The 19,879-nt window shown below is 43.7% G+C and carries 14 protein-coding genes and 4 tRNA genes; 5 read left to right on the top strand and 13 right to left on the bottom strand.

The window, feature by feature from the left end; genetic code table 11:
* Positions 1-30 precede the first annotated feature (30 nt).
* Positions 31-1,464: a PTS fructose transporter subunit EIIC gene (locus TOLA_RS09680; protein ID WP_015878976.1), complete on the bottom strand. Its 1,434-nt coding sequence runs from the start codon at positions 1,462-1,464 to the stop codon at positions 31-33.
* 326 nt (positions 1,465-1,790) lie between these two features.
* Positions 1,791-2,558 carry a phytanoyl-CoA dioxygenase family protein gene (locus TOLA_RS09685; protein ID WP_015878977.1) on the bottom strand — a complete coding sequence of 256 codons (768 nt, stop codon included), beginning with the start codon at positions 2,556-2,558 and terminating at the stop codon, positions 1,791-1,793.
* A gap of 464 nt (positions 2,559-3,022) precedes the next feature.
* Here TOLA_RS09685 and ptsP point away from each other — a divergent pair, with 464 nt between their 5' ends.
* Positions 3,023-5,530 carry a phosphoenolpyruvate--protein phosphotransferase gene (ptsP, locus tag TOLA_RS09690; RefSeq protein WP_015878978.1) on the top strand — a complete coding sequence of 836 codons (2,508 nt, stop codon included), beginning with the start codon at positions 3,023-3,025 and terminating at the stop codon, positions 5,528-5,530.
* Positions 5,531-5,782: 252 nt separating this feature from the next.
* Here ptsP and TOLA_RS09695 read toward each other — a convergent pair whose 3' ends face one another.
* On the bottom strand, positions 5,783-5,989 hold the full coding sequence (locus TOLA_RS09695; RefSeq protein ID WP_015878979.1) for a helix-turn-helix domain-containing protein: 207 nt from the start codon (positions 5,987-5,989) through the stop codon (positions 5,783-5,785).
* Between the two features lie 129 nt (positions 5,990-6,118).
* Between TOLA_RS09695 and TOLA_RS09700 the strand changes: the two genes are divergently transcribed.
* The 3 genes from TOLA_RS09700 to TOLA_RS09710 are packed head-to-tail and all read left to right on the top strand — an operon-like array spanning position 6,119 to position 8,437.
* A complete protein-coding gene (locus TOLA_RS09700; protein WP_015878980.1) occupies positions 6,119-6,328 on the top strand; it encodes a hypothetical protein in 210 nt (69 codons plus the stop codon).
* 11 nt (positions 6,329-6,339) lie between these two features.
* Positions 6,340-7,524 carry an Arm DNA-binding domain-containing protein gene (locus TOLA_RS09705; RefSeq protein WP_015878981.1) on the top strand — a complete coding sequence of 395 codons (1,185 nt, stop codon included), beginning with the start codon at positions 6,340-6,342 and terminating at the stop codon, positions 7,522-7,524.
* A gap of 16 nt (positions 7,525-7,540) precedes the next feature.
* A complete protein-coding gene (locus TOLA_RS09710; protein ID WP_015878982.1) occupies positions 7,541-8,437 on the top strand; it encodes an HDOD domain-containing protein in 897 nt (298 codons plus the stop codon).
* 88 nt (positions 8,438-8,525) lie between these two features.
* Here the strand turns inward: TOLA_RS09710 and TOLA_RS09715 are convergent, their stop codons facing one another.
* From TOLA_RS09715 to TOLA_RS09750, 7 genes are all read right to left on the bottom strand, one after another.
* Complete coding sequence (locus TOLA_RS09715; protein WP_015878983.1) at positions 8,526-11,723, bottom strand: tyrosine-type recombinase/integrase; 3,198 nt, start codon at positions 11,721-11,723, stop codon at positions 8,526-8,528.
* On the bottom strand, positions 11,717-14,086 hold the full coding sequence (locus tag TOLA_RS09720; RefSeq protein ID WP_015878984.1) for a hypothetical protein: 2,370 nt from the start codon (positions 14,084-14,086) through the stop codon (positions 11,717-11,719). Before TOLA_RS09720 ends, TOLA_RS09715 begins: the two co-directional genes overlap by 7 nt.
* A complete protein-coding gene (locus tag TOLA_RS09725) occupies positions 14,076-14,723 on the bottom strand; it encodes a hypothetical protein (RefSeq protein ID WP_148210444.1) in 648 nt (215 codons plus the stop codon). Before TOLA_RS09725 ends, TOLA_RS09720 begins: the two co-directional genes overlap by 11 nt.
* Before the next feature lie 420 nt (positions 14,724-15,143).
* Positions 15,144-15,228: transfer RNA gene (locus TOLA_RS09735), tRNA-Leu, on the bottom strand.
* A 16-nt stretch (positions 15,229-15,244) separates the two neighbouring features.
* Positions 15,245-15,320 (bottom strand) — tRNA-His (locus tag TOLA_RS09740).
* A gap of 51 nt (positions 15,321-15,371) precedes the next feature.
* A tRNA-Arg gene (locus TOLA_RS09745) sits at positions 15,372-15,448 on the bottom strand.
* Positions 15,449-15,460: 12 nt separating this feature from the next.
* Positions 15,461-15,537, bottom strand: a tRNA-Pro gene (locus tag TOLA_RS09750).
* 197 nt (positions 15,538-15,734) lie between these two features.
* On the opposite strand from TOLA_RS09750, the gene folD reads away from it, so the two are divergent.
* The gene (gene folD / locus TOLA_RS09755; protein WP_015878986.1) at positions 15,735-16,589 is read left to right on the top strand and encodes a bifunctional methylenetetrahydrofolate dehydrogenase/methenyltetrahydrofolate cyclohydrolase FolD; all 855 of its coding nucleotides are present in this window, start codon (positions 15,735-15,737) and stop codon (positions 16,587-16,589) included.
* 21 nt (positions 16,590-16,610) lie between these two features.
* Here the strand turns inward: folD and pmrB are convergent, their stop codons facing one another.
* The 3 genes from pmrB to cysS all read right to left on the bottom strand — a co-directional run bounded on the left by pmrB (position 16,611) and on the right by cysS (position 19,794).
* Complete coding sequence (gene pmrB, locus TOLA_RS09760) at positions 16,611-17,687, bottom strand: two-component system sensor histidine kinase PmrB (protein ID WP_015878987.1); 1,077 nt, start codon at positions 17,685-17,687, stop codon at positions 16,611-16,613.
* Positions 17,668-18,330, bottom strand: a complete 663-nt coding sequence (locus TOLA_RS09765) for a two-component system response regulator PmrA (protein WP_015878988.1) — start codon at positions 18,328-18,330, stop codon at positions 17,668-17,670. The genes pmrB and TOLA_RS09765 overlap by 20 nt, the downstream gene beginning before the upstream one ends.
* Before the next feature lie 72 nt (positions 18,331-18,402).
* Positions 18,403-19,794, bottom strand: a complete 1,392-nt coding sequence (cysS, locus tag TOLA_RS09770; RefSeq protein WP_015878989.1) for a cysteine--tRNA ligase — start codon at positions 19,792-19,794, stop codon at positions 18,403-18,405.
* Between the last annotated feature and the right edge of the window lie 85 nt (positions 19,795-19,879).

Below are 19,879 nucleotides of genomic sequence, written 5' to 3' on the forward strand. Positions count from 1 at the left end.
AAAGAGTGCCGAAGCACTCCCTTTTTGATTTTAAGCAGCCTGATTCAACTGCGCTTCAACTTTATCCATCAGTGCACCCGTTTTTTTAACAGCCTCACTGATACCTACGCGAATAATTACTTTACCATTAAATCGCTCTTCATTTTTTATACCAATATCATTGGTCAAAACAACAATATCAGCTGCTGCAATTTCTTCAGCTGTTAATTGATTATCGCAGCCGATAGAACCCTGGGTTTCAACCTTGACGTTCCAACCTCTGGCTTCAGCAGCATTTTTAATTGCTTCTGCTGCTATATAAGTATGAGCAACACCAGATGGGCAAGCAGTGACAGCGATTAACTTAGTCACGCTGCCCTTCTCTTTTGGTAATCTATTCTCTGGCATAACCTGACTGGTTTTACCAATTTGAATGTTGATATCCAAATCATCGTTTTTATCAGCAACTTCTTTTTGTGGTGCCCGGCTTTTCAGGACATTGACTAACAAAGCACCGACAACTGAACCCACAGCCAATGCAAGTACAAAACCTAAGCGACCATCGATGACAGGCAGAACAATCAAACCACCCCACGCGGCATAACCTTTTACACCTAACACCGCCGCAGTAACCGCACCACTAACGCTACCAATCATGATGGATGGAATGACACGCAGTGGATCAGCAGCAGCAAACGGAATGGCCCCTTCGCTGATACCCATGGTACCCATCAACAGTGCTGCTTTACCGGCTTCACGTTCTTCGTCTGAATAGTATTTTTTGCCAATCAATGTTGCCAGACCCATGGCCAGTGGCGGCACCGCGATAGCGACAGAACCGATAGCAACGACGGTATAGATACCCTGACCAGCACACATAACCATGAATGCGTAGGCAACTTTGTTAACCGGACCACCCATATCGAACGCGATCATGGCACCCATAATGGCAGCCAGAACGACGATGCCGGAATCTTGCATACTGGTCAGCCATGCAGTCAGACCTTGGGTCAGCGCACCAATCGGTTCCGCCAGGAACCACATCATTGCGCCAGCGGTGATGAATGTACCTACCAGTGGGATAACAAAGATTGGCATTACTGAGCGGGCAAAAGCAGGCACTTTGATCTTTTTCAAATAAAAGACCACGATGCCACCCAGCAGACCGGCGATGATGCCACCGAAAAAGCCAGCACCGAAAGAGTTACCAACCCAGGCAGCAATGGCAGCCGGAGCCAGTGCAGAACGGTCTGAAATCGAGTAACCGATATAGGCCGCCAGCATTGGCACCATTAATGTAAATCCGGCCACACCGATGTTGAAAATGTCTTTGAGGTAACCAGAGTCAGGCACCGCGCCTTTACCATAAAGCATTACTGAAGCAGCGAGCAAGATACCACCAGCTACTACGAATGGGATCATATGGGAAACACCCGTCATCAGATGCTGACGTGTATTTTTTAGGATGTTGATTAAGTCGTTCATAGTTCTCTCCTGGGGGAGTCAGATCATTGTCGTGTGTGTTGACATTTTGCTCACCGATCTACTTGCGTGGAGCCAGTGAATTCTTTTATTTCACACTAACTATAGGAATAGAATTGTTCGGCAGGGATAGGATAAATTCTAGAATTACTGGATTTTTGTGCGATCAATTTTGAACGGTGATCCGCATCATCATTTAGTAATGGCATTACATGAATTGCACAGAATAAAAATGCCCATCTATGTTTATATTAATACATTAGATGGGCAATCATTTTTAAAAATCACGCGATATGTTGGCACATTCATCGGGCAGAATTCTGTTTCATTTACTCAACATCAAGTAGCCATTTTTGAGCTGGATTCAATCGACTGTTAGTTTCGTGCGTCAGCCATTTCCTTTGGTCTTGCTGCTGAAGATCTGCCCGGTCAATATACAAACCATGCAACACGCGCCGACGAGCGCCTGTTCTGTTTGTCGTCCCGCCATGCCAGGTATGAGCGTTATAAATCATCACACTTCCCGCCGGACACGCAAAAATTATTTCATCCGGATGTGATGCACTGGGATCAGCAAGTACATCTTCCGGCAATTCCGGACGATTATGCGTACCAGGAATGATTCTTGGCGCCCCATTTTCTGCACTTAAATCATCAATAGCCCAGATTGAATTCACCAAATGAACTTTAGGAAAATCCGGCCGCGGTTGCTTCCAATCAGCATGCAGAGGCTGATGTCCTCCCCCCATAAGCGCTTCACGGGCGTTAAGACTGGAAACTTTAAATTCTCCGTTGAAGATATGCCTGCACACAGAAAGTACAAGCGGATGTGACCAGACCTTTTCCCAAACTGTTCCCTTGTTTATCAGATTGGCAATTCGGGTCGCCTTTTCTTCCTGGTGATGTTCAATAGCCAGCAGATCACCTTCTTTTTCGACGATCATATCGAACATCCGGCGCATTTCTGCAAGCCAGTCTGCGTCGATGACATTATGAATAACGGTAAACCCTTGAACATCAAGATCATGAATCATTTGAGGAGATAAGCTAATGTTCGCACCTAAAGCATCTAAATAAATTTCAGATTTATTAGACATAGGACTCCCTTTTTGCTTTGTAATGAACATGTAAATAGAAAGTTACTAAATAAACAAAAGAAAAAATGCAGGATATTTGTTAGATTTGCTGGATTTTTGTATGCTCAATCCGAAACTGTGATACAAAGCAAATATAATACACTGCAACACCAGCTTGTTTTTATATTAAAAAACAGATCAATTGAAACCATCATATATTAAACATTAGTTTAAGATAGAAATGAAAATATTTTAAAAACAGGTTGTTGATATTAATGAAATTTTTCATTCCAGAATAAGATTAAACTCCTTTATTACATTCCGACTTATGCTTAATAATTAATTGGGATCCATATCACAACTAATTATGGATCGCACAAATATCTAGTATTTCGATTTTATGTCTAATAGGAAATAGCCCCTCTCCCCCCTAATGTTTACACAACGAAAACTCAATAGTGCACCGATATAGAAGGTTTATTCCTATGGCTAAGACATTATCTTTTACCTGTGAACTGCCCAATGGCGTCCATGCCCGACCAGCAAGTCATATGGAACAGTTCTGTAATAAATTTGCATCATCTATCAACTGGACTAATACCCGTACCGGTGCAACAGGCGATGCTAAAAGCGTTCTATCATTGATCGGAACAGATACCCTATTAGGCGATAAATGCCTTATTACCATCGATGGCTTAGATGAAGATGAAGTACTGCAGCAGATGCAGGCGTTTATCAATGGCGAATTTGCCAAGTGTGATGAAGCACTTCCACAGGCATCACATGAAGACAAAGACGTTGCACCATTGCCTCGTTCTCTGGCTAATTTGGCGCCGGTGACAGTCCGTGGTAATAATGTTAGCACCGGTATCGCTACAGGTAAGCTGGTCAGTGTTAACGCATTCGATTTCGAAAAATTAGAAAACTTGCCAGCGCTTCGTTCTATGGATGAAGAAAAATCATCAATGGCTTCTGGTCTGAAAGCTTTGGCTCATGGCATTGAGCGCCAGCTGCAAATCGCACATGGTACCGAATCCGCCATTCTGAAAGCACATCTGTCTATTGTGTCAGATACTTCGTTTCACCAACATTTGATGAATCGTGTTTCCGAAGGCAGCAGCTGTGCTGAAGCGATTATTGCTACAGCCAGACACTTCAGTAACCAAATGAAGCAATCAAAAAGTGAATACTTACGTGAGCGTGAATTAGATATTCGCGACGTGAGCTTCCAGTTATTGCAACAGATCTATGGTGCTGCGAACTTTGATAACAAACTGGTATTAACTGAAGATTCAGTTTGTTTAGCTGAAGATCTGACGCCAAGCCAATTCTTGGAGTTAGACAAAAAACACCTGAAAGGTCTGATTTTAAGCCGTGGTGGCAGTACATCACACACTGTTATTCTTGCCCGTTCATTCAAAATCCCAACCTTGGTTGGTGTAGAACAAACAGCGTTGAATAGTGCCATCGGTACACAAATTGTTGTGGATGCAAATTTAGGTTTAGTAGCCACTAATTTGACTGATCCCGTAATTCGTTATTATGACCAAGAATTGAATGTTCAGAAAACATTAGAACAACAGCAAGGTGTGTTCAAAAATATTCAGGCGCAAACCGAAGATGGCAAACGTCTTGAAATTGCCGCAAACATCGCATTACCAATTGAAGCTAAAGCAGCCTTCAATAATGGCGCTGAAAGTATCGGTCTGTTCCGTACAGAAATGCTGTACATGGATCGTCAAACAGCACCAGACGAAGACGAGCTGTACAATATTTATTGTCAAGCTATCGAAGCAGCTCATGGTAAAGCGATCATCATCCGGACAATGGATATCGGTGGCGATAAACCTGTTGAATATCTCAATATCCCTCATGAAAACAACCCATTCCTGGGTTATCGGGCAGTTCGGATTTATAAAGAATTCTTTGAGTTGTTCAAGAGTCAATTACGTTCCATTCTGCGTGCATCAGCGCATGGCTCTTTGAAAATCATGATCCCAATGATTTCCTCAATGGAAGAAATCCTGTGGGTTAAAGAATTACTGAGTCAGGTGAAACACGAACTCCGTGAAAACAAGATCCCATTTGATGAAAAAATTCCATTCGGGATCATGTTAGAAGTTCCATCAATTGCGTTCATTATTGACCAGTGCTGTGAAGAGATTGATTTCTTCAGTATCGGCAGTAACGATTTGACCCAGTATCTGATCGCCGTTGACCGTGATAATGAAAAAGTAGCTAACCATTACAACAGCCTGAACCCAGCGTTCTTGCGTACGTTAGATCATATTGTTCGTGAGGTTCATCGTCATGGTAAATGGGTTGGTCTGTGTGGCGAATTAGGTGCTAAAGGCTCCGTACTGCCACTGCTGGTTGGTTTGGGTTTAGATGAAATCAGCATGAGCGCACCTAACATTCCAGCGACTAAAGCCCGTCTGGCTAAACTGGATAGCAAAGAATGCCGGTTGCTGCTGAATAAAGCGATGGCTTGCCGTACTGCGCTTGAAGTTGAGCATTTACTGGCTCAATTCCGCATGGTTCAGCACGATGCGCCTCTGCTTACTTCTGACTGTATTATTCTGGACAGCGATTTACGCAGCAAAGAAGAAGTGATCAAAACGATGACTGATAATCTTTACCTGGCGGGTCGTTGCCGTTATCCAAATAAACTGGCTGAAGATCTGTGGGCTCGTGAAGATGTGTTCTCTACCGGACTTGGTTTTGGATTTGCAATTCCACACACGAAATCTGAGCACATTGAACAATCAACTATCAGCGTAGCGAAACTGGCTAACCCAATTATGTGGGGTGATGAAGAAGTCCGGTTCATCATTATGCTGACCTTGAACAAACATGCTGCTGGCGATCAACACATGAAGATCTTCTCAAGATTGGCGCGTCGTATTATGCATGCTGGTTTCCGTGATGGTTTATTCAACTCTAAATCTACTTTTGAGATTGAACAAACACTGAAAACCGAACTGGAAATGTAAAAGCTAAACAGCACACCCCGTAACCTGTATGTTAAATAATAGTCGAGTATTATTTTCATACAGGTTACATTTCAATACAGTCGTACGCCATTATCTTTTCTCAAACTCAGAACCAGTCAAAATTAGAGATCTTTGGCTTTTTGTAAATGCCCATTAAATCATTAATCATTAATCATTAATCATTTTCCTGTTTTGGCCAAAAAAATGAACTCACATTGCGTTTTCCAATCTATTCTCTCAGCAATAGTCGCATTATTCATCCTTGATCAATTCAAATAACGCTGTGATATCTACATCGAAATAGCGACACAACACCTCAATATCATTAAGTTCAACTCGCGAGGCTGTTTCGTTATATAGCCGAGTTATCGTTCCTCTATTCAGCCCCGTGTCTCTTGCAACATCAGCAATTTTCAATCGACGCTCGCCCATCAGGCGTGATAGATGGCACTTGATCATAATCTTCTACCTAAAAAAATTATCTCCTAATGAACAAAATGACTTGCAAATGTCATTTTACTCATCATAATGATCTTCAGGAGGTCATTTTAGACCTCTAATGAAAAATCTATCTACTGGAGAATCATTATGTCACACACATATCTCACAACAGAAGAACTTTCTATGCGCATCAAGTATGACGCACGAACTATCCGCAATCAGCTGAAAGACTCTGTGTTTTTGGAAGGGATCCATTACATCCGTCCTTTCGGGGGCAGAAAGCTCCTTTTTATCTGGGAGCCTATCGAGGAAGAATTACTGAAAAACAGCGCAATGTTTGAATGCTTCCACGGCTAAGGAGAAAGACAATGACTTCCGTGTTTGTTCAAAACGACATTTTGTATCTGGATTTTCATTTCAAAGGCCAGCGGTGCCGGGAACGTACGGGCTTGCCTGATACAGAATTTAACCGGCGTAAGCTGGAAAAGTTTTGCAAACGCATGGACGCTCAAATCACATTAGGACAATTCAATTTTTGCAAAACGTTTCCCAATAGCTCTCAGTGCGAATATTTCCACAAAATTGCGCACCGGGAAGAGCTACTTAAAGCTGGCTGTCCTTCATTTGCTGAATTCGCCGAGACCTGGTATCAGGAAAAACAGGTGGAATGGCGGACATCTCAACGAGAAACAATTCGCAATATCCTGGATATTCACCTTTTACCCAGCTTTGGATTAATGCCCGTAAACCATATCGGGAAAACAGAAATTCTTTCGTTTCGAAACTATGTTACTCAACTCAAAGGCCGGGGTGATAAACAAATTTCCGCCTCTCGGGTCAATCATATTATGACGCCATTGCGCATGATCCTGAATGAAGCATCAGATCGTTTTGATTTTCCTGCAGTCTGGAAACAAATTAAATCGATGAAAGTCCCACGAAGTGATGTGATGCCATTGACTCTGGCTGAAATAGAACGATTGCTCTTAGTAGTCAGAAAAGATTTTAAACCCTATTACACAGTGAGATTTTTTACCGGACTTCGATCCAGCGAAATCCACGGATTAACGTGGCGTCATGTCGATTTTGAAAGATGCCAAATTCTCGTTTATCAGGCTTATGTCCGTGGAGAGCTGATTTCGACTAAAACTGATGGCTCCTACCGGGAAGTACAGATGAGCCTGCGTGTCTACGAAGCATTATTAGCCCAATATAAAATGTCAGGACAAAACAGATCGATTGATGATTTTGTGTTTTGTAGCTCTGTTGGAACAGCTCTTGAAGATCGAAATGTAGCCAATCGGGTTTGGTATCCTCTTCTGGCACTTCTGGGTTTAGAAAAACGGAAACCCTATCAAAGCCGGCATACTACAGCCACTTTATGGCTTTCCTCCGGCGAAAGTCCGGAATGGATCGCCAGACAACTCGGTCATGTCAGTACCAACATGTTATTCCGGGTGTATTCCCGTTATGTCCCGAATATGACTGGTCGCGATGGCACTGCATTCGAACAGATGCTGTCTACATCCTCCCGTCAACATTCTACTTTTTGAAAGTGTGGAGGCTACTATGAATTTTGTGACTAATCACCCCGAATGTGCTGAATTGATCTGGGCTTCACGAATTGAAGGCACTCAATGGCTTTTCCACTCACTTAACCGGAAATTGCAACTTTCCATGCAACAGGATGATATAAAGTCGATTAACCCTGATGGTCAATGGGTTATCTGCTTTTTCAATGATGCTGGCGTTTTACCCAAAATTGATAAAATAACGGTATTGAAAGGATTATTCAGCGAAGAACATCATCAGCTGATCAACTTTCATTTTAAGCAGGCTTTGCCTCAACACAAAGAGATCGTCAGAGACCTGTGGTATTTCTACAGTATTCTCCCTGAGGGTGTTATCAGGGAATTTCTCTATCAGATACTCAGCGACAGGATCTTCATTACTGCATTTTTTAGTGCTCGAGGCAGTCATCGGCACCACCACGAGTATATTGGCGGTTTACTGGAACATAGTTATGAAGTCGCGTTTAATTCTGCGTTGTTAGCCAAACAATTCCGGCTCGGTCCGATGACAACATCTATCGCATTCATTGCTGGGCTATTACATGATGCCGGGAAAATAGAGCTGTATTACAATCATCCCTGTGAAGATGGCATATGTGCACAACATGAAATGCTGACATTCATGTTGCTTAAATCTCAACTGCAATACTTAAGAAATAATTCTCCACGCTACTTTGAAGCTATCAGCGGATGTTTAAAAACCAAAGTTCCGAGTGTACCAGCGTCATATATTGTAGAAACACTGGTTCGGATGGCCGACAAGGTATCCACCGACGTTTATCTGGCAAAAGCAGCGTTCAGGAATGTTCCTGATTTTTACTGGTATACCAAAAGCAAAATGGACAACCAGGTCTATAAGCGTCTGGATGCTTATTCAGTCATTCAAACGGAATAAAGTTAGTCAAATTACTGAAGCTATATGCTGCGGCAGTATATCTGCCGCCGCTCCTGCAACTTAGCCCGACTAGAAATCCATCAGAGCCTTAAACGTTGGCTGAGAGCGTGTTGTTTTTACTCCATGACTGTAGCTGTTCAACTGAAAAGAGGGTCAATGCGATCGTATATGCAAGATAGAACAATACAGGTGAACTGTATCGTTTAAATTTCTGAATACCCTCGTTTTTTATTACCTGTCGCTGAAGAATACCAGCTTCATCAGGATGTTTGATCCACACAAGTGCACTCGATGCATTAGGGTTATCAATGAATTTATCAATATCGATTTGTGCAGGCAAACCCGATGTCCATTGCTTTTCATTAATCGGGGAACAACGAATTTGAATCCTTATTCTTCCTGCGGGTACAAGTTTCAGCGAGGTAGCTATGAATACTTTCAATTGTTCCGGATCACGAAATGGCAGTGAATGGTTTCGAGTATTACTATGCATAAGCTGGTACTGGATCCACCCCACCAGTTCTTTCTGGTTTGTCCTGTATATTTTCCGGGCCTTCTTGACCATATCACTGAATTCTTCTTTTTCTGCATGACTCCGCAACTCCCCCGGCAACAAGTCATTTATACGGCTGGAATGGAATAATCTGTGTTGCGTCCGTTTCGTTTTCAACTGTTTCAATGCATCGATTTTATGCCCCCACGGCTTAATCACATCATCAGTGATCTGGTAATGAGTCTGTAATGGCAAGATGTCATCCTGATTTGCTAAAGCTGTGAGTATTTCCAGCATGGCAAATAAATCGAGCTTGGGACGTTTGGGGACCGCTACAGGGGGTAGTTGTTGTGGCTTACAGTTGATTCTTTTTATGTATCTTTGAAGGCCGGTTCTGATTTCAGTAAAACAACGGGTATAACTCAATGCACCAGCTTCCCAACCCAATGACTGAAGTTGGTTTATCGATACCCCTGAGAAGAAGTGCCGGGTTTTAAAACCCCATTCATATTGAGCTTGTCGAATGCAGGAAGCGCTAACCCAATCAGAAAAATGCAGATAGCTCTTTAGAGTTGTCTCAGGAGAGAGATGTCCGGCAAACTGAGCGAATGCCCAATAATCCCCTCTTGGATGCCCACTCATGATGGCTTTATAAATGAGCTCACAACGGTCAGCATCCCATGGCAATAAATGCTGCCCTAACAACCGATTTCCAGAATGTAACTCTAGCACGTCTCGATGCAGCAGCAACTGCAACCGACTAATTGCGGTATGTCGTAGATGATGAAAGGTCCACTGCTGGTTACTACAAGCATTAAGAGCATCTTGGATAGGTGACCTGACATCACTGTCTGACAGAGGAATTAATTCTCCTGCTTCAGACGGAAACATCAGTGCTGCAGCGGATTGAGTTTGAGAATGAGACCGAAACCTAAAATAGCGCTTCACTATGGCTAACTCTTCTTCTGTTAACAGCACCGCAAGCGGGATCTTCCGGTGAGCACTATCTGTTTTAGTATCATCCAATTGTGTGGTCCGAACATACAGCCACATTTCATCACTTTGCTCAACATCTGCGACCCGGAGTTTAATCAACTCGCCCAGCCTTAGCCCAGTCCGGAATGCAATAATAGCAATACACTCTAGCTTTCGTTTTTCCCTCGTGGTGAATGTTGCACAACATGCAACTACATTCAGCATATACCGGAATAACGGTTCACTGATGTACCCAGCCCGAATATGCGGCTTTTCCCGAATACCGTCGATCAGACCTTCAGATAACGGTTCGAGACCATGATGTCTGACACCGTACTTGTGCAACGTCACTATCCGTTTCGCCAGATAATCCGCTCGGCTGGAATATTTCGGCTCAGACTCAGGATCTTCATCTTCATTCTCATGAGTAATAAGACATAATGATGATTGGTCCTCATGAAGCAAAGCTCGATATTTCGTGACGAAGTCCTCACTACTCCAACTGTGTATATTTTCGCCGTAACAAAGATTAAGCCACTGCATCCCACCTCGACTCAGATAAGTACGCAAGCTTGACGGCTGATTTTTGTTCACTGCGATACAATGATATAACCAGCCTAAGAGGATCTGTTCTACCTCGGTCAGTGACAATTCCGCCTGCAATGCGGTCAATGCTTTCAGTGTGTTCTGACGGGTATTTTTTTGAGTTGCACTGCTTTTTTCCTGAATCGCATTGCGCAATTTACTCAGAAATAAAGAGTGTCGATCAATACGGGCGTTTCCCTTATGCCTGGTTCGTGTTGCCGCCGGTTTAGTTATTGAATTTATCTGAGCACCCTGCGGGACGCATGGCTGATGTAATTCGTGCCAATGCGGATGAGACAGCCCCAGAGAGATGAATTTATCCGATGCAACATGCGAAAGGATCTGAGGGTAAAACACCCCGGGATGAAGTTGCACACATAACTGACTATATGAACACAGCTGTTTCGTCGTTATTTCGGGGGCGTTGTATTGATGAATATGCCGATTTAACCAATACTCAAATCCTTCCAGCTCATTAGGCACTGAGAATGTGAGTGTTCTGTTCCGGTACCATCGCTGTAATAAACCCAGCGTCGGCAGTGCAGGAAAAAAACGCCAATGCGAGTGTAACTCCCCTTGGCGATCAATAAAGTTAGTAGGTGCATTGTTAAGCTCGGTTTCAATCCAGATCTGTTGCTCATCCGAAAATAATCCGGTCCGACTTGCTACCGCTTTCGCAAACAGATGCAGTGTGCGAGCAGTCTGGATCCCTGAATGAAAAATGGCACTGAATAACACATCAGCCAACAACACCTCGGCTGAATAATTAACTCGACCATATCGTTCAATATTTTCTATCCACTGATGATAAAAAACCGTACAAGCCTGATTTTTACGGAACCACTTTCCATCGTAAGGCAGTTTGGTTCTTGTGATTTCAAGGGGAATAGTTGGTAAATCTAACTGCCATAACCCACTTTCATTTCCTTTTTGAATACATTTAAGAACAAAAATCAGCGCTTTTCGGTAACTATCTTCACTCTTGCAATCCGATCTAAGTCCTTCAATAAACCGATCCCAATTTTCATCATATTTTTCACACGAAGGGATTTCATGGAACATCTGTGGCAGGTATTTTTCAAATGCTTTCAATGCCTTTGAGTGTATAGCAAGGGTTTGAGACTGGCGGTTTTTGGCCCTTCTATCAGCACCAAAGACCTGAAACCTGCCAACTTTCAATTCAGCCTGTTCTGACTCTATTTTCGTTTTCGCTTCGGATAACGGGTTCACCATCCCTCTATACATTCCAGCTTAATTTCTGAAAACCAATCATCCAGTACACGGGGGATAATAAAAAGCTCCTGTAAAGAAGCCGCGCTCATTGAATGAGCATATTCGTGCCCCATATTTTCATGACCCATCATCGCGTCGATCAGGACAGATGGAACTCTCTTGCAAAGAAGATGAGAGCGAACAGCATGACGGTGCCAGTTGACAGGCAGAGGTAACAGATTGTCGAAGTAATGATCAAGCGATATCGGAGATATGAGTTCAATCTCATATGAAGATGACATATCAGTGATTTCTGGTTCACGGAGCCAAAATAACAGCGGGCCTTCACCGGATAATGCTATCTCTGCTGCATGCGCAATGTCTGGATATTTATATTTAAAACAGTCAGCCATATAAAGCAGATGTTTTTCAAGAAACTTAAGTTGCTGCACGGCCAGATTAGTTAATGGGATCAAGCGGCCTGCCGGGACAGAACGTGCTTCTTTATCCGAGATCCGAATCAAACGAGAGAGCAAACAGTAATCATGGCGTGAACCATACATTTCTGTCACTGGACGCGCAGCGGTCGACAAATTCAGGATCAACACACAATGCCGGATAAAAGCGTTATGCCAGTCTGCAAATGCCTCCGGTTTATTTCTGAGCCGCTGATTTACTTTGAGATGTGCCTGATAGGCTTGTATCAACAGTACAAATTTTTCTTTTTTAGGATAAAGACGACTGCCTATCGCATCATTAGCTTCTTCAACCTTCAATGCGATACCTAGGGAAGTGACATATTCTTGCCAGATATCTAATAAAAAATCAGAGTAAATATAGCTGTAAGCAATAGGTGCGCATTGTTTTACCGATTTTCCGGACAGTACCCCGGTAATAGCTTGATCAACATGAGTTGCCTGTAACCAATAAACCAGAAAATTGCTGACTTGGGTGTGGGTAATTTTTATTCCGGTCTTTTTATAGATCTCAGCCAGTATTTTTGCTGTGTCTTTTTGAGTATTCAAGCGTAAATACTCAGGTTTCCAGCTAGGCAGGATCACGTCGGGTAATGGTAATGAAATAAAAAAATCAGTAGACGGTAATAGCTTACTGAGTTTTTTATGAACATTACTATTTGCAACTTTTACTAGACGCTGAAGGTAAATTTTATCCTTACCACGGATCAACCAGCAGGTGTCATTTTCCACGTTACTTTTACCGATCCGTCTGGATGCTACAGGCAATACGCCTAATTCAGCGGAAGACATCCCTAACAAAAGCTGGAAAAATAACTGCAACGCAGCGATATTGCCACTGCACATCTGTTGCAGCAAAACACTAACCACTTTTTGTATCTGTCTGACACTGAACATGGATGAAGAACAGGGCAATGCTTGTGTACGTATAGATATACTTTGTGCAACCGATTTAGCCTGAAGTCTTCGGGCTAAAAGATCCTGATGTTTAGTTCGCTTTTGTGAAACAAGATAAGTTTCTTTATTTCGTGTATTGCCTAGCTGTTCTTCCTCAGACCAGGGCATAGGGTATTTGCGCCCTTTTCCACATGAAATATCAGACAGAACATCAATCCGGGCATTATCCAGATGATATCGTGATACTATCTCCAGCTTTTTATCTTTTTCATCCTGAGCTCGCTCACCACTATGTTCTCTTTTAACCCTGTGCTCATAAAGCCTGTTCAGGATTTGATGTAAATTCGCTAGTTGAACTTTAACCGAATTATCCTGAACACATTTTTCACACTCTTCATGTATTGAAGAAATAATTTCATCAATACGGTCTCCAAATGAAATGGCAGATACCGATGTTGCAAATGATGAACGCCGGTTATTCGTAAACAATCGAATATTTCTAATGGCTGTTTCAATGACTTTGTCTTCGGAAACATTGTTCTGATCATTTATCCTCAATATCGCTAAAACCGCCAGTATGGTGATCTTTTTTAAACATTTAAACAAATCGCCATTTAATGTGACGGAATGAGTTAGCTCAGATAATATGCCATCAATCAGATAGTAATGCCCGATGATACGACGACCTTTTAATTCTTGTCTGAATGCTTTTGCCAACAAATGATATTCAACATCTGATTCAGGTGTGAATTGTAGTTCATTAATCCATTGTATTTCAGTATCAACTAAAGATAAGAATGAAGCATGTAGCTTGATCGTCGGGTCTGCAATCAGCTTTTTCAGATTATAAATAATCACTGCATGCCATAATTTCCAATCAATAGCGGGATCCCATAGATCGTCTGGAAAAATTAAGGACTTGATACACTGAAAGTCATCCTGATGACCAGTGTTGGAGATAGGTACTTCCGTTAAAATTGCAGGCATATCCGTCATATCATCAACTATCATGACTAAATGTTTCATCAAATATATTGATATTTATCGCCGATTTCGAATAACGTTTTCCTGATATCCTCTTATTTCTGAGATAAGATGCACCATGAGACATTTGTTCTCGGGTTAACCCAATCTGCTGCCCAAAAAATGTTTGCGAAAGATTTTTCTTACCGAAAAAAGAGAAACGAACTGTGGTTGAAATAGTTTGATTGATCAGACGCCGTAGGTTTTCACACATGTAGGGATCAGGTTCAGAACTAAAGCAAATCAGGCGTAATAATTCAGAAATAATGAAATATTCTACCTCGTCATCACTTAAATTTTGTTTGATGCATAAAGCTTCAGAAGGCGGTTTATCCGGACATGGCCATAAACTAACCATCAATAATGGACATGAAATTAGTCTGATTTCTTCATCTTGGTTCCTGTATGTATCAGATGACAATGTATACAGTACAGGTGCACGATAGAGCGAAGGCTTTGCACGAACCGGAGCATTCACCTCTGCTAATAAATGCTGAAAATGAATATTGTTAAAAATATGCAATAGAATCGGGTGCCATTGATATTTGATAGTCTTTTTCTTTTTATTCATTGACTTACCGATACCGTTACTTCGCTGTATTAAAGCTCCTGCAACTGAGGGCAACAAACAAGTCCTTTTCGAAATTTTTTTAAAAATTCGTGATAAACATCTCCTTATCTGATGAATAACCAAGAACAATTCTTGATTTTTGAGAAAAAGACTATTCCCTACTCGCAACCAGTTTTATATTTCCAAAATCGACATAGCCTAGGGTACATGCAAATAAGTCTACAAACCCAAGAAACAGTGAAATCACCGCCTCTTTATTGTTGTTACATCCTCCCCTGTGATGGATACGCAAATTCCCTGCAGCCCTTACCCTGTCAGGCTTTAGGCCATATGAGTATTGCAGCTCATCTTGGATATATCTTGGTTTTTGTTCGTCGAACAATGAAGTGAACATCTATATTCGGGGAAAGGTATGTAAATTCCAGGCACAAAAAAACCAGCTTTCGCTGGTTTATGTTGTTCGCTTGAAGAACATGGTGCGGAAGGAGAGACTCGAACTCTCACACCTTGCGGCGCCAGAACCTAAATCTGGTGCGTCTACCAATTTCGCCACTTCCGCAGTGCTGATCTTTAATTGGGGTGGCTAATGGGACTCGAACCCACGACAACCGGAATCACAATCCGGGGCTCTACCAACTGAGCTATAGCCACCATCGAACCGTGTTGTCATGCCACTTGTGAAGCTGAGCAACAGTGTCTTGCTGGTACGCCCTACAGGATTCGAACCTGTGACCCACGGCTTAGAAGGCCGTTGCTCTATCCAACTGAGCTAAGGGCGCACTGGAAGAAAATGGTCGGTGATAAAGGATTCGAACCTTTGACCCTCTGGTCCCAAACCAGATGCGCTACCGGGCTGCGCTAATCACCGACTTGTTGTTCTGTCGAAGGCGTCCAACGACGGAGGCGGATATTATAGACTCACCCCTGTAACGTCAATCGCTTTTTCATGAAAACCACCCGACCGTTCACATATTGAACGACCAGGGTAAGCATCTGTTTATGCACTAACCTTATTGTAAAAAAAATGCGACAATATGCATTAGCAAAGCAAGGTGAGTGGAAGGTATGTCTGCAAAAATCATTGATGGAAAAGCGATTGCCCTGTCTGTGCGTCAGCGTGTAGCTGCCCGTGTAGCAGAACGTAAGGCAAAAGGATTACGGGCACCGGGGCTGGCGGTTGTGCTGGTTGGTGAAGATGCGGCTTCTCAGGTGTATGTCGGCAGCAAACGCCGGGCCTGTGAAGAAGTTGGTTTTATTTCTAAATCATACGATTTAGCACCAACAATCACACAAGATGAATTACTGGCTCTGATCGACCAATTAAATGCTGATCCAACCATTGATGGCGTTCTGGTTCAGCTTCCTCTCCCTGCTCATCTTGATTCAACACAGGTTATTGAGCGCATTTTACCAAACAAAGATGTGGATGGTTTCCATCCCTATAATGTTGGTCGTCTGGCGCAACGTATCCCTGCCCTGCGTCCATGTACCCCTAAAGGCATGATGACACTGCTGGAAAATACCGGGGTTAAGATTAAAGGAATGCATGCGGTTGTTGTCGGAGCATCTAATATTGTGGGTCGCCCGATGACGCTGGAGCTATTGCTGGCCGGCTGTACTACAACGACCTGTCACCGTTTCACTAAAGGGCTGGAACAATTTGTCCGTCAGGCCGACATACTGGTCGTGGCGGTAGGTAAAGCTGAATTCATTCCGGGTGAATGGATCAAACCGGGTGCAATCGTTCTGGATGTCGGCATCAACCGTTTATCGAATGGCAAACTGGTAGGTGATGTGGAATACCCGACTGCGGCACAGCATGCGAGTTTCATCACCCCGGTACCAGGTGGTGTCGGCCCGATGACAGTCGCGACGTTAATCGAAAACACGTTGCAAGCCTGTGAGCAATACCACAGCTAAGCACACTAAGGGGCTGAAATTTCAGCCCTTTTTATTGGCAGCAGAAAATACTATATCCACGATTAAACCATGTGGTTCATTGTGATTTTTGATCTGTAATTTGGCATGATGCAAAGCACAGATCCGGGCGACGATATTCAGCCCTAATCCGATACCACTCCCCCGCTGATCAAAACGCTGAAAGGCATCCGTTAATGCCGCAATATGGGTTTCATCAACACCATTGCCAATATCCCTGACACTCAGATGTAAGCCATCCGGCTGTTCTGCCAGTGAAATCGTCAGGCTTGTATTGCTATCTGCATAACGGCTGCTATTTTCAACCAGATTGCGTAACAGCAAACTCAGTAATGTTTTATCCCCCACGACATAAGCGGAATCCGGCAGAAATAACTGAACCGCCAGTCCCCGCGCCTGTAACAACTCCCGGAATTCATTTTGTGCCGGTAAAATCACGTCATTGACCAGATCGACCGGTGTTTGCAGACCCATCACCATTTTCTGTTCAAGCCGTGCCATCGTGAGTAACTGGTCTATCGTCCGTTGCATACTATCCAGACGAGCGATAAGCGGCATGATCTCTTGGGGTGACTGCTGTTCAAGCAATTCAAGATTTAAACGAATACCAGCAATGGGGGTCCGCAATTCATGAGAAACATCCGAAGTGAATTGCCGCTCGCGGGAAAAAGCCAGCTGTAATTTCTGCATCAGCAAATTTAATGCATGAGTAATAGCGGTCACTTCACGACTGCTTCCGTCATCATCGAACGGCTGCCACTGTTCAACATGACGTTGCTGCAACTGCGTCGTCAGCTTATATAGCGGAGAAATAATCCGTTTTATCGCGATCCCGCTGACAAACAAACTGAGTAAAAATGCCAGCAGTGCCGGGAAAAACAGCGCACCAACAATCTCCCAGTTAAACCAGCCCAGAGATTCAACAGGCACGTTTAATTTACTGGCACGGTGTAAATTACGGACAATAATTTCCTGCTCTTCATGCAACAACCAGAAAATAGTCGTGCCCTGCGTGACAAACAAGATCGTACCAATACTGAATAATAACCGTCGGGACAGACTATTCTGATTTGGCTTCAAGACGATATCCCTCCCCCCGAATGGTTCTGATACTGTCTGAACCCAGCTTGCGTCTCAGATGATGAATATAGACTTCCAGCGTATTTGAGCCAATTTCATCATTCCAGTCATACAGATCCTGCTGTAACCGTTCACGCTGTACGGTTTTTCCTGCATGTAACATCAGGCGACGCAGAATGGCATATTCCATCCGGGTCAGTGTCAGTTCCTGTTCATGCAACCAGACCTGATTCAGATTCATATCCAGCTTTAAAGCGCCGGATTGCAGTGCATTTTCCGCTTTCTCAAAACGACGACGCATCAGCGCTCTTACTCTGGCCTGAAGCTCTGCCAGGGCAAATGGTTTAATCAGATAGTCATCAGCCCCCTGATCCAGCCCTTTTACACGATCATCCAATGAGTCGCGGGCCGTCAGGATCAATACCGGCTGGGAACAGCCTTGCTGGCGCCATTGTTTCAGTAACGTCAGTCCGTCTCCGTCCGGCAATCCCAGATCCAGAATAATCAGATCATAGTCGTCCAGTGTGTAGCGACGAGCCTCACTCAGGCTCCGTGCAATATCACAACAATATTGCTGTTGCTCCAATGCCTTCTGCAAGCCATTCAGCAATAAAGCATCATCTTCAATCAGCAGAATTTTCATGGGTCACTCCGTTGATTCAAATAAAAAAGCCTGCCGGAATTTCCTGACAGGCTTTTAATATCCAAATACTGATTAGCCTTTACGACGCCAGGTTGTACCCTGCGGACCATCTTCCAGCACAATACCCATTTCAGTCAGCTTGTTACGCGCTTCATCGGCCAGCGCCCAGTTTTTGCTGGCACGGGCATCGTTACGGGTTTTGATCAACAGCTCAATTTCGGCAACATCATCCGTTTCGGCTGCGGCACCGGATTGCAGGAACTGTTCCGGCTGCTGTTGCAACAGACCCAATACACCGCCTAAACGACGCAGACAAGCGGCTAACGCAACTGCATCGGCTGGCGAATCCTGTTTAGCACGATTCAGATCGCGGGCCAGATCAAACAACACAGAATAGGCTTCCGGTGTATTGAAGTCATCATCCATCGCTGCTTTAAAGCGCTCATCAAATGGCGCAGAGAGTGCAGCCTGCTCTTCGCCATCTTCCACACCACGCAATGCAGTATACAGACGTTCCAGAGATGCACGGGCTTGTTGCAGATTCAGATCAGAATAATTCAGCGGACTGCGGTAATGGCCGGACATCAGGAAATAACGCACGGTTTCAGCATCATACACTTTCAGCACATCACGAATGGTGAAGAAGTTGCCCAATGATTTGGACATTTTTTCCTCATCCACCATCACCATACCGGAATGCATCCAGGTATTTACATAAGGAGTGTGGTGGGCACAGCAGCTTTGTGCAATTTCGTTTTCATGATGCGGGAATTGCAGATCAGAACCACCGCCATGAATATCAAAATGATGACCCAGATGTTTGGAATTCATGGCAGAACATTCAATATGCCAGCCCGGACGACCAGCACCCCATGGTGAATCCCACATTGGTTCACCCGGTTTCGACATCTTCCACAGCACGAAATCCATCGGATTACGCTTACTTTCTTCGACGTCTACGCGTGCACCTGCCTGAAGCTGTTCGATATTCTGACCAGACAAACGGCCATATTCCGGGAAGCTGTCAATCGAGAACAAGACATCGCCGCTATCAGCAACATATGCGTAATTTTGATCCAGCAGACTCTGCACCAGAGTGATAATTTCGCCGATATGCTGAGTAGCCCGTGGTTCGATGTCCGGACGCTGCAGTTTTAAGGCATCAAAATCAGCATGCATGTCGCCGATAAGACGCTCAGTCAGCGCATCACAGCTCTCGGCATTTTCAGCAGCGCGTTTGATGATTTTGTCATCCACATCGGTAATGTTGCGTACGAAGGTGACGTCATAACCGAGATAACGCAGATAACGCACAACAACGTCAAAAGCGACGAAAGTGCGGCCGTGGCCGATATGGCACAGATCGTAAATGGTGACACCACAGACATACATGCCCACTTTGCCGGGGTGGATTGGTTTGAATTCTTCTTTCTGGCGAGTCAGGGTGTTGTAAATCTTAAGCATAATGTCACCGTATTAATCATGAATTCCAACATTCTAAAGAAGAGAGCCCGAGATTGCACCCCTACTTTCGGTCGGGTTTTAACAG

This window comes from Tolumonas auensis DSM 9187 (genome assembly GCF_000023065.1).
In the GTDB taxonomy this organism is placed as follows: Bacteria; Pseudomonadota; Gammaproteobacteria; order Enterobacterales; family Aeromonadaceae; genus Tolumonas; species Tolumonas auensis.